At 71.0% G+C, this 13668-nt stretch carries 16 protein-coding genes; 3 read left to right on the top strand and 13 right to left on the bottom strand.

What is annotated here, in order from left to right; translation table 11 throughout:
- Window positions 1-70 precede the first annotated feature (70 nt).
- The 13 genes from sctQ to LXT23_RS29295 all read right to left on the bottom strand — a co-directional run bounded on the left by sctQ (window position 71) and on the right by LXT23_RS29295 (window position 11310).
- Entirely contained in the window at window positions 71-1447 is a 1377-nt protein-coding gene (gene sctQ, locus LXT23_RS29235; RefSeq protein WP_253983613.1) for a type III secretion system cytoplasmic ring protein SctQ, read from the bottom strand.
- Window positions 1444-2331 carry a flagellar hook-length control protein FliK gene (locus LXT23_RS29240; RefSeq protein WP_253983614.1) on the bottom strand — a complete coding sequence of 296 codons (888 nt, stop codon included), beginning with the start codon at window positions 2329-2331 and terminating at the stop codon, window positions 1444-1446. Before LXT23_RS29240 ends, sctQ begins: the two co-directional genes overlap by 4 nt.
- 33 nt (window positions 2332-2364) lie before the next feature.
- The gene (locus tag LXT23_RS29245) at window positions 2365-2853 is read right to left on the bottom strand and encodes a flagellar assembly protein FliH (RefSeq protein WP_253983615.1); all 489 of its coding nucleotides are present in this window, start codon (window positions 2851-2853) and stop codon (window positions 2365-2367) included.
- 50 nt (window positions 2854-2903) lie between these two features.
- A complete protein-coding gene (sctN, locus tag LXT23_RS29250) occupies window positions 2904-4217 on the bottom strand; it encodes a type III secretion system ATPase SctN (protein WP_253983616.1) in 1314 nt (437 codons plus the stop codon).
- A gap of 12 nt (window positions 4218-4229) precedes the next feature.
- Window positions 4230-4904 carry a FliH/SctL family protein gene (locus LXT23_RS29255; protein ID WP_253983617.1) on the bottom strand — a complete coding sequence of 225 codons (675 nt, stop codon included), beginning with the start codon at window positions 4902-4904 and terminating at the stop codon, window positions 4230-4232.
- A gap of 24 nt (window positions 4905-4928) precedes the next feature.
- Complete coding sequence (locus LXT23_RS29260) at window positions 4929-7109, bottom strand: hypothetical protein (RefSeq protein WP_253983618.1); 2181 nt, start codon at window positions 7107-7109, stop codon at window positions 4929-4931.
- A 70-nt stretch (window positions 7110-7179) separates the two neighbouring features.
- Window positions 7180-7998, bottom strand: a complete 819-nt coding sequence (locus LXT23_RS29265; RefSeq protein WP_253983619.1) for a type III secretion protein — start codon at window positions 7996-7998, stop codon at window positions 7180-7182.
- A gap of 104 nt (window positions 7999-8102) precedes the next feature.
- Window positions 8103-8627 (bottom strand): ATP-dependent helicase HrpB, encoded by a 525-nt coding sequence (locus tag LXT23_RS29270; protein ID WP_253983620.1) that lies wholly within the window; start codon window positions 8625-8627, stop codon window positions 8103-8105.
- Entirely contained in the window at window positions 8545-9381 is an 837-nt protein-coding gene (locus tag LXT23_RS29275; protein WP_253983621.1) for a sigma-70 family RNA polymerase sigma factor, read from the bottom strand. Before LXT23_RS29275 ends, LXT23_RS29270 begins: the two co-directional genes overlap by 83 nt.
- A 7-nt stretch (window positions 9382-9388) precedes the next feature.
- Window positions 9389-9784 (bottom strand): hypothetical protein, encoded by a 396-nt coding sequence (locus LXT23_RS29280; RefSeq protein WP_253983622.1) that lies wholly within the window; start codon window positions 9782-9784, stop codon window positions 9389-9391.
- 13 nt (window positions 9785-9797) lie between these two features.
- Window positions 9798-10229, bottom strand: a complete 432-nt coding sequence (locus LXT23_RS29285; RefSeq protein ID WP_253983623.1) for a tetratricopeptide repeat protein — start codon at window positions 10227-10229, stop codon at window positions 9798-9800.
- Window positions 10230-10311: 82 nt separating this feature from the next.
- Window positions 10312-10887 carry a hypothetical protein gene (locus LXT23_RS29290; RefSeq protein ID WP_253983624.1) on the bottom strand — a complete coding sequence of 192 codons (576 nt, stop codon included), beginning with the start codon at window positions 10885-10887 and terminating at the stop codon, window positions 10312-10314.
- A 138-nt stretch (window positions 10888-11025) separates the two neighbouring features.
- Window positions 11026-11310, bottom strand: coding sequence for a hypothetical protein (locus LXT23_RS29295; RefSeq protein ID WP_253983625.1), 285 nt, complete (start codon window positions 11308-11310; stop codon window positions 11026-11028).
- A gap of 263 nt (window positions 11311-11573) precedes the next feature.
- Between LXT23_RS29295 and LXT23_RS29300 the strand changes: the two genes are divergently transcribed.
- The 3 genes from LXT23_RS29300 to LXT23_RS29310 all read left to right on the top strand — a co-directional run.
- Window positions 11574-12272: an RNA-binding protein gene (locus LXT23_RS29300; protein ID WP_253983626.1), complete on the top strand. Its 699-nt coding sequence runs from the start codon at window positions 11574-11576 to the stop codon at window positions 12270-12272.
- Window positions 12273-12558: 286 nt separating this feature from the next.
- The gene (locus LXT23_RS29305) at window positions 12559-13056 is read left to right on the top strand and encodes a GbsR/MarR family transcriptional regulator (protein WP_253983627.1); all 498 of its coding nucleotides are present in this window, start codon (window positions 12559-12561) and stop codon (window positions 13054-13056) included.
- Window positions 13053-13668 (top strand): ABC transporter ATP-binding protein (locus tag LXT23_RS29310; protein WP_253983628.1); only part of this gene is annotated, 616 nt, incomplete at its 3' end. The genes LXT23_RS29305 and LXT23_RS29310, both read left to right, overlap by 4 nt.

A 13668-nucleotide genomic window follows, 5' to 3' on the forward strand; every position in this document is an offset into this window, starting at 1 on the left:
CTGCCCGCCTGCTCCTCGCCGGAGCCGCCCCCGAAGGGCCCGACTCGCGGGCCCGGCTCGAAGACCCGGCTCAGGCCAGGGTGAGGATGCGCACGCCGAGCTGGCCCTCGATTTCGACCAGCTCGCCCCGGGCCACCACCTTGCCGTTGACGGACAGCTCCACCGGCTCGCCCGGGCCCCGGTTCAGCTCGATGACCTGCCCGGCCCTCATCCCCACCACCTGCTGCGCCGTGACGGGCACGCGCGCCAGCTCCACGGCAATCTGCAGGGGCAGATCCCCCAGCAGGTCGCTTCCGTCCGGCTTGTTCACGTCGTCCAAGGCCGCCCCTTCCAGTTCCGGAGGCACGTCCAGCTCCGGGTTCGTGAAGTCCTCTGCTTCTTCCCCTTCGCCCTCCTCCGAGCCCGAGCCCGGGTGGCCCGCCTCGCCGGGGACGATGTCGGTGATGCGCGCCCGATAGCTCCCGCCCTCGACGAACACCTCCGCGTCCGCGCGGCCCGCCCGCCCCGTGCCCACCCGCAGCTGCGCCCTGCCGGCCTCGCCCCGGTCCGGCCGCGCCGACAGCGCGTCCACCAGGAGCACGTCCTTCACCCGCAGGCTCGCCAGGTCCCGGGCGGAGATCTCCGCCGTGCCAATCTCCGCCCGCAGCCAGCTCTTCACCGCGGACAGCCGGCTGGCGAACGCCTCCAGGTCGTCCCTGGAGCGCACGCGCCGCTGGGCGCTCTCCACCTTCGGCTCCGCCGCCTCCAGCACCGCCGAGGGCACCACCAGCCGCACCATGCCGCCGTGCGGCCCCAGCGTCGCGTGGAGGTGGACGGCCAGCATGGGCCCGTCGTCCCCCAGGCGCGCGGACACCTCGTCCACGCCTCGCGCCACCCCGTCCAGCCGGGGGCGCGGCACCGCGTCCTGCATCGCGGGCACCAGCACCTTGAGGGCCTCCAGGACGACGTAGCCCATCACGCCCTCCTCGATGTCCGTCAGCGGCCGCAGGCCCACCATCTCCCCGGCACCGCCCAGGAGCAGGTCCACCGCCGCGTGCGCCAGGGCCAGCTCCACCTCCAGCACCGCCCTGCCCTGCAGCGCCCCGGGCGCCAGCACCGCGAGGAACGTGGGGTCCCCCAGGAAGCGCCGCAGCTCCGACATGGGCCGCACCTGGACGGACTCCAGCGTCAGCTGCACGTCCGCGTCGAAGAGCGCCTTGAGACGCGCGGACACCTCGGCGAGCGTCCCCTTCGACGGCGTCAGCCAGCGCAGCCGCTCCGCGAGCAGGCCCTGCGCCCGGGACACCTTCTCCAGGTTCCGGAACACGAACGGACGCCAGGCGCGCTCCGGGCGCTCCGGCTTCGCGGCCACGGGACGCTCCGGGCGGGAGGGGCGCAGCTGGCGGAGGTCCACCAGCATGGTCCGCTCATGCGTGCCCGGCGCGTCGTCGTCGGGCTCCACGCTCATGTCTTCGCCTCGAACTTCACGTCCTCCAGCTTGAGGCCGCGGCCGCCCAGCGCCGTCTTCAGGCCCTCACGGTGCTCCTCCAGCAGCTTGAGCACGTCGCGGTTGCTGCCGCTGAAGGTGGCCGAAATCTTCCCGTTCTTCGCGCTGACCTTGATGGACAGGCCGTTGAGCACGTCGCCGCGCAGGTCAATCTGGAACTCCGCGTTGCCCGCGGCGTTGGTGCCCACGCGCACCCGCTCGACAATCTTCTGGGCAATCTCCGTGGCGATGGCGCGCAGCCGCTCGGAGCCCGCGGTGTCCTTGGGCTTGGCCACCGGCACCGGCGCCATCAGCGCGGGGTTGAAGCGGAAGCCCGGGCCCATCTCCGTCCCGCCCTCCTTCTTGTCCTTCCCGCCCCCGCCGCTGCCCTTGCCACCGCCCGCGTCGGCGTCCGCCCGGATGGCGGCGCCCTTCTCCGAGTTGACCTGGCCGATGGCGGACTCGGACTTGCTCAGGTCCTTGTCGCGTGTCTCGGAGGTGCGCTTGTCCTCGCGGGAGTCCGACACGCGGGAGCCGGAGCGGGCCTCCGCGGCGTTCGTGTCCGCGCGCTTCTGCGTCTGGGCCGTGGACTGGCCTCCGGCCGTGGAGGGCTGCTGCTGCAGCTTCTCGCCGAAGGTCTTCCCCTCCTGCGTGGCCCGGGCCAGCACGGCGCGGGCCAGGCCCCCCTGCGGCGGGGCCGGCGTCTGGGGCGCGGCCGGCGGCGGGGAGGTGGGCTGCTGCATCAGCTTCTGGAAGGCGGAGGCGCCCTCCTGGCGCTTCTTGGCCTGGCCCTCCTGGAGCTTCTTCTCCTGCATGATGCGCTCGGCCAGGCGCGCTGCATCGCGATCGTCGTCGACTCGGCTCATGACGTCATTCCGGAGGGAGGGGGTGGCGGCAGGTTACTTGCGCTGCCGAGCCAGGAACAAGGCGTTGCCAATCTCCTCCTGGTTCAGCTCCTCGCGCTGTTGGCGCTCGTACTTCACCTGCTTCTGCCAGGTCTCTTTGTTCTTCTCGATGGCCTTGAGCTCCATGGCCGCGTCCGACATCTCCTGGCGGCGCCGCTCGACCAGGCGCTCGGCCACCTTCACCGCCTCCCGCTGGCGCTCGACCTCCAGCGCCACCTGCGCCTCCTCGTCCTTCAGGCGCTCCTCGAAGCGGCTCATCATGTTCATGCCGTTGATGCCGGCACCCTTGGCCATGACCTCCTTGAGGTAGGCGGCGACCTTCGCCTTGCGCTCGCGCTTGCGGCGCTCCAGGTCGTCGATGAGCCGCTGGAGCTCCACCTGCTCCTTCTTGAGGGCCTCGTTGGCGGCGGCGAAGGCCTGCTCCGCCTCCTCCTTGGCCCGGGCGCGCATGTCCAGCAGGGTCTGCAACCGGTACGGGGGCATGGTGGCCCCATCCTACCCCGGATTGCCGGCCGCGCACCCCCGCCCCGGTGTCACTCGTCGAACAGGGCGATGAGCTGCTCCACCGTGTCCTCGAAGGTGGAGTTGGAGTGGGTGTCCTGCTTGAGGAACTCGATGATGGCCTCGTACTTGTCGATGGCCCGGTCCGTCCGGGGGTCCGTGCCGTACTGGTAGGCGCCCAGGAGGATGAGGTCGCGCTGCTTCTCGTAGGTGGAGAGCAGCTCGCGCAGCGTGCCGGCCGCCTTCTTGTGCTCCTTGCTGACGATGCCGCTCATCACACGGCTGAGGCTGGCCAGCACGTCCATGGCGGGCCACTGGTTGCGCTCGCCCAGGGCGCGGTTGAGGATGAAGTGGCCGTCGAGAATACCGCGGACCTCGTCCGCGATGGGCTCCTCCATGTCACCGCCGGCCACGAGGCACGTGTAGATGGCGGTGCACTTGCCCTTCTGCGAGTTGCCCGTGCGCTCCAGGATGCGCGGCAGCATGGAGAACACGCTGGGCGGGTAGCCCTGGCGGGCCGGGGGCTCACCCACGGCGAGGCCAATCTCACGCTGGGCGCGGGCCAGACGCGTCACGGTGTCCAGCATGAAGAGGACGTTGCCGCCCCGCTCGCGGAAGTACTCGGCGATGGCCGTGGCCACGTAGGCGGCGCGCAGACGCACGAGGCTGGGCTGGTCGGAGGTGGCGCACACCAGCACGGAGCGCTTCATGCCCTCCTCGCCCATGGCGTCCTCGATGAACTCGCGCACCTCGCGGCCACGCTCGCCGATGAGGGCCACGACGCAGAGGTCGGCCTTCGTGTTCCGGGCTATCTGCCCCATCAGCGTGGACTTGCCGACGCCGGAGCCGGCGAAGAGGCCCACGCGCTGGCCCTCGCCCACGGTGAGCAGCCCGTCGATGCAGCGCACCCCCAGGGGCAGCGGCCGCTCGATGCGCTGGCGGGTGAAGGGGTCCGGGCAGTCGCGGTCCACGGACCAGTCGATGAGGCCCTCGTCGGGCAGCGGGCTGCCGTCCATGGGCTCGCCAATGCCGTTGAGCACGCGGCCGAGCAGCGCCTCGCCGCACTTGATGCTCAGCGGCTTGCCGGTGGGGATGACCTCGCTGTCCGGGCCGATGCCCTGCAGCTCGCCCAGGGGCATGAGCATGACCTCGTCACCCTGGAAGCCGACCACCTCGGCCTTCACCGCGTTGCGGTTGCGGCTCTTGATGAGGACCAGCTCGCCCACGCGCACGTTGGGCACGCTGGCCTTGATGATGAGGCCGGTCAGCTCGGTGACGCGGCCCCGGACGCGCACCACCTGCGCTTCCTTGATGAGGTCGAAGTAGTGCGACAGGTCGAGCGCCATGGTGTCGCCTCCTCAGGCCGGCCCTTCCTTCCGGCCGTTCGGGTCCGGAAGGAGGACGTTCTGGAGCATCTCCAGCTGGGTGGGCAGCTGCGCGTCCACCGTGCCGAACTCCGTCTGGACGATGCAGCCCACGGGAGCCACCTCGGGGTCCTCCTTGATGGCCAGGTCCACCGCGCGGCCGATGAGCTCCATCAGCACGGGCTTCTTCGCGCGCAGCACCGCCGCCGTCTTCGGGTGCACGCGCAGCACCATGGCCCGCGCGCTGCGCAGGTTGTCGATGGCGGACGCGCACAGCTCCACCATGAGGTCGGGGTCCTTCTCCAGGCTGCGGCCGATGATCTTCTCCGCCATCTTCAGGGACAGCGCGATGACGTCCTTCTCGTAGGTGCCGAGCAGCTCCCCGGCCTGCATCTTCGCGCGGAGGATGATCTCCGTGGCCTGCGCCAGGCCCTCCTGGCGGCCCTGCTCGCGGGCCTTGGCCAGCAGCTCCTCCTTCTCGCGGTGGGCCTCGGCGAGGATGCGCTCCTTCTCGCGGTGGGCCTCCTCGAGGATGCCCTGGGCGCCCTGCCGGGCCTCGAAGACCTCGGCGTTCATCACGCCGGCGCGGGGAGGCCGCAGCGCGGGCCGCTCCGTCGAGAGGGCCGGCTCCACCGTCCCGTCACCCTTGATCACCTTGCCGATAGCCATGGACCGCTCCTTCGGCCCCGGATGCTAGCGCGTTCCGCCCTTGGGTCCACGCCCACCCGCGCCCGGGGGCACTGGCCGGTCGGTTCCCGACGTCGAGCGGGGCCGGCGCTGCACCGACGTCCCTTCACTGGCGGCCGGCACGCCGGAGGCCGTGGGTGCCCGCCCGGTGAGCACCCGGGGAGGCCGCTCGGGGGCGGAGTCCCCCGCCTGGGAGCCGCCCCTGAGGGCCCCCAGCGAGGCGGAGGAGCGCGAGCGGAACACCCGCGAGCCCTCCGGGTCCTCCCGGGGCTCGGCCAGGGACTCCGGACGCGGCCGCACCCGCGAGGACCGGGACAGCTCCTCCGGCGGCCGCTGCACCCGCGAGGACTCGCCCGCGACGCGGGAGCGCTCCCGTCCGGGCTCAGGCTCGCTGGCGACGCGCGAGCGCTCGCGGCCGGGCTCGGGCTCGCCGCCGACGCGCGAGCGCTCCCGAGCAGGCTCCGGGGCCGCATCGGGCTCTTCCGGCCGCCGGGGTGCGCCGCGCATGCCCAGGCGCGAGGGCGGCGGACCGATGCGGGCGCCGTCCGGGTCCGGCCGCACGGGACGCGACGGCCGGGGCTCGGGGCCTCCGGGCTCGCGGCGGGCGCTGCCCGACTGTGGGGAGCCGGCGACGACGGACTCCCGGCGGGGCGGTACGCGATGCACCGACGAGCCGTCCGGCGCGCCTTCGGGCTTCACCGAGGGCGCCGCGCGCGAGGGCGCCCGGCTGGACACCGCGCCCGCGTTGCGGGCCGCGCGCTCCGCCATGACGTCGCGCCGCACGGCGGGGGCGCCGTCGCGCGACACGGAGGGAGAACGCAGCGACGCGGCCGGGCCCCGCATGGAGGCGGACGGGGCTCGCAGCGACGCGGAAGGGCCGCGCGTGGACACAGCCGGGCCGCGCGTGGACGCGGCAGGCCCGCGCGTGGACACCGCGGGCCCCTGGCCGGACACCGCGGGCCCCTGGCCGGACACCGCGGGCCCCTGACTCGACACCGCGGGCCCCTGGGCCGACACCGCGGGCCCCTGCATGGACACCGCGGGGCCTTGCATGGACGCCGCGGGGCCCTGCATGGACGCGGCGGGCCCTCGCATGGACGCCGCGGGGCCCTGCATGGACGCGGCGGGCCCTCGCATGGAAGCCCGGGGCTCCTGGACGGAAGCGCCCACGGCGCTGGCGGCCTTGCGCGCGCCCGGCGGCGGCGGGAGCACCGCGGACTGGCGGGGTGGCGGAGGCGTCGCGAGGCGGACGGGGCGCTCGATGAGGCCGCGCGTGGCCAGCCGCTCCAGGTCCATGACGATGTCGGTGCGGCCGCCGTCTCCACGCGCGGTGGGACGGATGCGCTCCTCGCGCACCCACTTCGCCAGCAGGCCGCCGAACTCGCCGCGATACTTCTCCAGCATGCGCGCGGCGAACTCCGGCGACTGCGCCACGCACGCGCGCGCCAGCCGCTGGACGCCCGCGCTGCGGATGGCGCCCGCCGGGTTCGCCTTCGCGTCGTGCAGCTCCAACTGCGCCCGCGCGTCCTCCTCCGGCAGCTTGCGCGGGGCATTGGCCGCCACGGACTTGCCGGCCAGCAGCTTCAGGTCCGGCGGCAGCGGCTCGAAGAAGGCCTCGCGCTCCGCGTCGGGCAGGCCCGCCATGGCCGGCCCCAGCACGCGCGCGCCCAGCCGGTCGCAGACGGTGAGCAGCTCACGCTGCTGCAGCTGCAGCACGTCCGAGAACTTGAAGCCCGCGGCCTGCTGCCCCGCCTCGCGCGCGAGCGCCTCCTCCAGCTTCCACCGGACGATGTCCAGCACCTGGGGGCGCACCTCGCGGGTGAGCTTCACGCGCGGCGGCGGCAGGTGCGCGCGCACGGCCTCCGCCAGCGTGCCGGGCAGCGCGCGCAGCACCACCTCCATCAGCGCGCCCCGCTCGCGTTGCAGCAGCGCCGCCAGCCGCTCCGGCTCCGCGCTCCACAGCTGCCCGCGCCGGTCCTTCACCAGGCGCTTGATTTCCTGCACCAGCGCGGGGATGCGCTTGTCGCGGGGAATCTGGAAGATCTCCTGCGCGCGGTGACGCAGCAGCGCGCCCTCCTCTTCCGGGAGGTGCTCCAGCGCCTCCAGGCTCTCCTGACCGCCGAAGGTGACGGCCGTCAGGAGCAGCATGCTCTGGCGCTTGTTGAGCGAGGTGAAGAACGAGTCCAAACGTCACCTCGCGGGCTCACGGCCGCCCGCTGGGAGGGAGGGAGAAGCCCCGCCGGGAGGGGCGAGGGCTTCAGGCCTCCGGAGGCCGCGCGCGCGGACGTCCATTGCCGGCGCGCGAGGCCGGAGCGCTGGAGCCCGAGCGCATGAACGTCCACGCCGTCAGGCCCATCATCGCCAGCACCAGCGCGAAGGCGCCGGCGAACATCACCTTGAACTGGCTCGCGCTGGCCGCCGTCATCCGCAGCCCCAGCACGTCCTGCAGCCGGCTCTCCGAGTCCGTCTCCGCCGCGGGCGGCAGGGCCTGCGTCATCAGCACCGTCACCGCGTCCGGCTTCAGCTCCGGCACCGCCGTGGAGGCGAACTGCTTCACCGCCTCCGGGGTGATGGGCGACTTGCCGCCATCCAGGAGCCGGTACTTGATGAACACCGACGCGGACGGCATCGGCTTGTTCTCCGGCTGCGTCAGGTCGTTGTTCTCCGGAATCATCACGATGGCGCGCGCCTCGAGCACGCCGTCAATCTGATTGAGCGCGTTGGAGACCTCGCCCGCCAGCGCCTTGAGGAGCATGGCGCGCTCCTCGGTGGCGGTGGGCACCATGCTGCCCTTGGCGAAGTGGGACAGGCCCTTCTCCACCGGGCGCGGCAGCGAGTTGAGCTTGAGCAGCTCCGCGGCCTGCGCCGCGTCCGCCTTGGGCACGGTGATCATGAACCGCACTTCGTTGCCGCCCTCCTCCTTCTCCTTCTTCGCGGTGATGCCGTTCTTGCTGAGCAGGACGTAGATTTCGTTGGCGTCCGCCTCGCTGAGCTCGTGCTGCAGCTCGATGTGGCAGCCCGTCATGAGGACGAGGGCGAGGAGCGGGGCGACAAACGCGTGCGGTCGGCGATTCATGGGCGGGGAGAGCTTACTCGGCCCCCGGAAAACGCGGAAGGGCGCCCCTCCCAGCAGCGGGAGGGAACGCCCTTCGAGGCGCCACCGGAAGCGGGCGGGCGGCCTCAGACCTGCGTCTTGACGACGTCCTTGAGGCCGGTGGTGGCCTTCTCGACGACCTTGGACGTCAGGTCCAGCTGCTGGGTGTACTGGTACATGGAGGCCTGGAGCGACAGCAGCTCCGCGTTGGAGAACTGCTTGCCGTTGGAGGCCTGGGAGATGATCTTCTCCAGGTTGCCCTGGCCCTTCTCCAGGTCGCCCAGCACCTGCGACATCATGTCGCCGGCCTTGGACGTCTTGGCCGTCTCCGTCTTGGCGGCCACGGGCTCGGCGCCCTTGGCCGTCAGGGGCTCCTGCCCCGCGGCGCTGACCTTGTTGAGGGCGGCCTTCTCCGTCTTGTTGACGGTCTCCACCTGGCGGACGGCGTCCGCCTTCTGCGTGGCCTGGGCCGCCTGGGCCTTGTTGGCACCCTGGACCGCGTCCGCCTGGCCCGCGCCCTGCGCCTTGTCAGCGAGAACTCCGTCGAACTTCGAAGCTCCCTGCTTGTTCGTCTGCTGGGCGCCCTGGTCCTGCAGCTTTTGCTGCGCCACCTGTGCCGCGGAGACCCCGGTCATCGGACCCGCCATGTGAGACCCTCCTTGCATCCGTCGGAGGAGGAGGGAGTTCCTCTTCCTCGTTCAAGAGTTCCTTGAGCCGGTCGATGGCGCGCGCATGAAGCCGCGACGCCCAGCTCTTCGACTGCCCTATCTCCGCGCCCGCCTCTTCCAGCGTCCTGCCCTGGAAGTAGTACCCCTGAAGGAGCTTCTTCTCCTTCTCCGGGAGCTTCTCTATCGCCGCCCGCACCCGATTCTTCGTCTGCTCCAGCTCCATCCGGACGTCCACCGGCAGCGACTCGTCGGTGTAGCCCTGCGTGTCCGCCCCTTCCAGGCTCGTGGCGAACACCATGGCGAGCCCGGCCACCGCATCCGAGATGTCATTCACATCATCGTCGAATGAGCTGCCGCGGTTGCTTGTCCCCGACTCGCGGTCCGACAAATTGCCCAGGTACGCCGCCGCCCGCTCTCCCGCGTACGCCGTCCGCGCGTCCGAACCCCGCAGAATCCCCATCTTCCGCAGGCCATCGAAGATGGCACCCTTGATGCGGTAGTGGGCAAAGGTGAGGAAGTTGGCCCCGACCTTGGGGTCGAAGCGCTCGGCGGCCTCCAGGAGGCCTATCTGTCCGTACGCCACCAGCTCGTCCAGCTCGAGCTGGGCGTTGAACTGCTTGCGGACGGTCGCCGCCAGCGACCGCACGTAGGGGCCGTACTTCTCGAGGATGACCTTCCTGTCTTCGCCCAGAGCCAAGCGCCGCTCACTCGGCCTTCGACCACAGCCGCTCGAGAACCTGGTTCAGCCGGGGATCATCCTGCAGGGCGTCCGAAATCTTGCTGGTGAGGGAGGAGGACTTCATGCGGAGCTTCTCCTTCAGGATTTCGGCGACCAGGGCCTTCGTCGCCTCTTCCTTGCTCTTGAAGCCCCCATTCTTCAGCTGCCGGGCGATGGCGACCGCCTGGGCGGCCACCGGGTCCGCAGCCTGGGGGCCCTGGACATTGCTGGAGCCTACCAGACCCGAGGGCCCGACGAGCGACTCGGCCTTGTCCACCTTGCCACCAAAGCTGGAGCCCGCGGCCGGCGCGGCGCCAGACGCTCCCTTCGCGCCACCGGCGCGTCCCTTACCGCCCCCTCTGCCCACGCCACCAACAGCCATCGCCGTCTCCTCCCTACTTCTTCGCAGGAGGCAGCACACCCGCCTCCTTTGCCTGGATGAGCGACTGGGCCAGCCGGGCACCGTCCCCGTCCGGCTCGAGGTCCATGGCGGCCTTCAGCTCCTTGAGGGCCTCCGGCACCTTGCCCATGAACAGGAGCGCCTCGCCCGCGTGCGCGCGAGGCAGCGAAGCCTGGGGCGCCAGGCGCTGCGCGGCGCGGTACGCCTGCAGCGCCTTGTCATGGCGGCCCTGCGCGAACTCCACCGCGCCCAGCCCCAGCTGCGGGACTTCACTCTTGGGCATCAGCGCCGCAGCTCCGGAGAAGATCTCCTTCGCCTTGTCGAACTGGCCCATGTCCAGCCACAGATAGCCGGTCTCCAGCAGGACCATGGCCTGCTGGCGGCCGAGGGGGACGAGACTGTTCGAGATCTCCGAGCTCTCCGCCATGGACTTCGCGCTTCCTTTCGTGTCCGCCGAGGCCGGGAGCGGCGCCGCTCCCCTGCCCCGCCGGGCTCACGCCCGCCTACGACTAGCGGACGTTGCTGATGGAGTTCTTGATGCAGTCGTGCCGCGACTTCATCACGTTGGAGATCGCCGTGAAAGCCTGCGACTCCTGCTGGATGGCCGCCTGCAGGTTCAGGAGCTTGGAGTTCTCCTCGGCCATCTTGTTCAGCGAGAAGTTGCCGTTGACGGTGTCCGTGGGGCTGCTGGCGTTCGCGCCGACGCCCACGTTGGACGCGGGGTTGCCCACCACGCCGCCCACGCCGCCGCCGACCGAGATGCCGCCGGCCATCGGGGCAGCGCCGCCCATCATGCCGCCCGCGGGAGCCACCGCCGTGCCCATCACCCCGGCGTACGGCGCGCCGGCCATGCCGGAGCCGCTGGTGCTGGAGAACGTGTGCATGGAGGACACCGCGGCGGAGACAATCTGCCCGCCGGGAATCATGCCCGCCACCGCGCCCACGCCCGCGCCCACCGCGCCAGCCGCGCTGTTGAGGCCGTTCTGCAGCCGCGCACCGAAGCCCGTGTTCGGCGTCTGCCGGGACGTCGTGACGTTGGTCGAGAGACGCACGCTCGGGCCCATCATGTTGTCGATCTTCGCCATTGCTTCCTCCAGGCGCTGCTTGCAGCGAAAAGGGTAGAGATCCCCAATGTTCCGGATGCTCTCCCCCTGATTATCGGGCCATCGCCCCGGCGGTTGCCTGATCCACCCAAAAAACCTGCCGGGGGTGGAAAAAGCCAGTTATCTCCGGCCCTTGGCGCCGCCCTTGGCCTCGGCGAGCAGGCGCTCGCGCGTCTCCACGAGCAGCTCCAGCAGCTCCTCGGCGCGGGAGATGGCGGCCTGCGCCTTCTTGCCGTGCTCCACCTTGGGGCCCTTGAGGTCGGTGAGGCCCGTCTTCACCGGGGCGAAGAAGGCCCGCACCTCCTCCACGGAGGCGGCCTCGAGCAGGGACTCGACGGCGGGGTACGAGGGCGCGGGCAGCTCCTGCGCCGGAGCGGGCGTGGACGGCTTGGCTGACGGGGGCATGGGAAGCGGGACTCCTGCGAGGCCACCAGCCGGAAGGCCGGTGGGCGGACACCAGGGTGGTGACGGTAGGGGAAAAGCCCTACCGCCTTCAAGCCGGGCCGTCATCCGCTGGGGGCCGCACTCCACGTTCCACCGGCCGAGGAGGGAACGGGCACGCCTCCGGGTTGCCCTCCGTGCCCTGTGCGCTTCCACCAGCGCACCTAGCTTTTCCCCAGCGGAGGGTCGCTCATTGCCCTCCGCCCATTCACCACAGGAGAGATTCCATGAAGAAGCTGGTTGGGGTTTTCGCGACCATCGCGCTGCTGGGCTCGGGCGCCGCACTCGCGGGTGATGACAAGAACAAGCCACAGCAGGACCCGTCCTCGGCCCAGGGCGGCGCCGGGCAGGCAGGTAGCGAGAGCGTGCCGCAGGACACCGGCATGCAGGACAGCACCATTCCCCAGGACGACCCCGCCACGGGTGGCTCGGGCACGACGATGCCGAGCGACCCGGCCATGGGCGGCTCGGGCACCATGGGCAGCCAGAGCGCCATGGGCCAGAAGGAGATCACCGGCAAGGTGGTCAAGGCCGACAGCAAGACAGTCTGGCTGTCGCAGGCGGACGGCGCGGTGGTGCCGCTGAAGGTGGACAAGAGCACCCAGTTCGGTGATCCGAACGTCAAGCGCGCCAAGGACCTGCAGCCCGGCCAGGAGATTCGCGCCAGCTACGAGGTGAAGGAGACGGACAACATCGCCAAGAGCATCTCCATGTCGGGCACGGGCGGCTCCGGCGCGGGGGATGTGATGTCTCCGGACTCGTCCATCAACGAGGGCACCGGCGGCACGGGCATGGAGGACGACAAGAGCCTGGACCCGGGAATGACCCCGCCGCCGAGCACGGACCCCGGCACCGGCGGCTCCGGTGACAGCACCATGAACCCGGACACCCAGTCCGGCTCCACCTCCGGCTCCGACGTCCACTGAAGGCCGACACACGGCGACAGCCACGGACACCTCTGCCCGTGACACACACTCCCTCCCCCACGACGGGGAACCCCAAGGGCCCACGGCCGACCCCGGCCGCGGGCCTCTTTCCGTTGACGCAACACGATTACGACATACGGTGCGGCAGCCAGGTGCCGCACAGTCCTTTCAGTCCATTCAGTCTTGACTGAACGAACTGAACCCACTACATGCCTGCCCGCCTCCCGGGACCTTGCCTCGCACGTGAAGCGGCGCGAGGGGACCCGGGGGAGGCACGGAGGCGGGCATGACGGAGTTGGGCGCCGCGGAGCATCGCTTCATCGAGGCGATGGGTCTGCTCTTCGAGAGACAGGGAGGAACGCGCATCGGCGGGCGCATGCAAGCGCTGCTGATGCTGGCGGACGAGCCGCTGTCGCTCAAGCGCATCGCCGAGCTGCTCAAGGTGAGCGCCGCCTCCGTGTCCACCAACATCCGCGCCTCCATGGCCATGGGGCTGGTGGAGCCCGTGAGCGTGCCGGGGGACCGGCAGCACTACTACGTCATCAACGCGGAGGGCTATGAGGGCCGGCTGCGCACCGCGGAGGAGTCCCTGAAGGCCTTCATCCGCGTGTGCCGGAGCGCCATGGCGACGCCGCAGCTTTCGGGCAAGCACCACCTGCGCGAGGCCACCGAGTTCTGTGAATTCTACCTGGCCGAGATGGCCGGCATCGCCGAGCGGTGGCGCGCGTCGCGCGCGGCCCGTCCCGCCCGGACTTCCAAGGCTTCGAAAGGACGCACCGCATGAACGCCGCCTCACACCCCATCGTCTCCATCACGAGCGTGACCAAGGACTACACCCTGGGCAAGGTCGTCGTCCCGGCGCTACGGGGGGTGGACCTCCAGGTGCACAAGGGAGAGTTCATCTCCATCGCCGGCCCGTCCGGCAGCGGCAAGACGACGCTGCTCAACCTCATCGGCTGCGTGGACACCGCCACCAGCGGCGTGGTGAGCGTGGCCGGTCAGGACACCAAGCTGCTCAGCGAGCGGCAGCTGACCAACCTGCGCCTGAACACCATTGGCTTCATCTTCCAGAGCTTCAACCTCGTCTCCGTGCTCAGCGTCTTCCAGAACGTGGAGTTCCCCCTGCTGCTCCAGCGCAAGCTGGACAAGGCACAGCGGCGCGAGCGGGTGATGCAGCTGTTGGAGCAGGTGGGCCTGGCCAGCCACGCGAAGCACCGCCCCAACGAGCTGTCCGGCGGCCAGCGCCAGCGCGTCGCCGTGGCGCGCGCACTGGTCACCCGGCCCCAGCTCATCCTCGCGGACGAGCCCACCGCCAACCTGGACTCGGTGACGGGCCAGCACATCATCGACCTGATGAAGGAGCTCAACCAGAAGGAGGGCACCACCTTCATCTTCT

Source organism: Pyxidicoccus xibeiensis, from assembly GCF_024198175.1.
Taxonomy (GTDB): Bacteria; Myxococcota; Myxococcia; order Myxococcales; family Myxococcaceae; genus Myxococcus; species Myxococcus xibeiensis.

Bases quoted from the DNA above. Each gene is read 5' to 3' on its own strand.
- sctQ (WP_253983613.1), bottom strand. From the start codon at position 1,447: ATGAGCGTGGAGCCCGACGACGACGCGCCGGGCACGCATGAGCGGACC.
- LXT23_RS29240 (WP_253983614.1), bottom strand. From the start codon at position 2,331: ATGAGCCGAGTCGACGACGATCGCGATGCAGCGCGCCTGGCCGAGCGC.
- LXT23_RS29245 (WP_253983615.1), bottom strand. From the start codon at position 2,853: ATGCCCCCGTACCGGTTGCAGACCCTGCTGGACATGCGCGCCCGGGCC.
- sctN (WP_253983616.1), bottom strand. From the start codon at position 4,217: ATGGCGCTCGACCTGTCGCACTACTTCGACCTCATCAAGGAAGCGCAG.
- LXT23_RS29255 (WP_253983617.1), bottom strand. From the start codon at position 4,904: ATGGCTATCGGCAAGGTGATCAAGGGTGACGGGACGGTGGAGCCGGCC.
- LXT23_RS29265 (WP_253983619.1), bottom strand. From the start codon at position 7,998: ATGAATCGCCGACCGCACGCGTTTGTCGCCCCGCTCCTCGCCCTCGTC.
- LXT23_RS29280 (WP_253983622.1), bottom strand. From the start codon at position 9,784: ATGGCTGTTGGTGGCGTGGGCAGAGGGGGCGGTAAGGGACGCGCCGGT.
- LXT23_RS29285 (WP_253983623.1), bottom strand. From the start codon at position 10,229: ATGGCGGAGAGCTCGGAGATCTCGAACAGTCTCGTCCCCCTCGGCCGC.
- LXT23_RS29290 (WP_253983624.1), bottom strand. From the start codon at position 10,887: ATGGCGAAGATCGACAACATGATGGGCCCGAGCGTGCGTCTCTCGACC.
- LXT23_RS29295 (WP_253983625.1), bottom strand. From the start codon at position 11,310: ATGCCCCCGTCAGCCAAGCCGTCCACGCCCGCTCCGGCGCAGGAGCTG.
- LXT23_RS29300 (WP_253983626.1), top strand. From the start codon at position 11,574: ATGAAGAAGCTGGTTGGGGTTTTCGCGACCATCGCGCTGCTGGGCTCG.
- LXT23_RS29305 (WP_253983627.1), top strand. From the start codon at position 12,559: ATGACGGAGTTGGGCGCCGCGGAGCATCGCTTCATCGAGGCGATGGGT.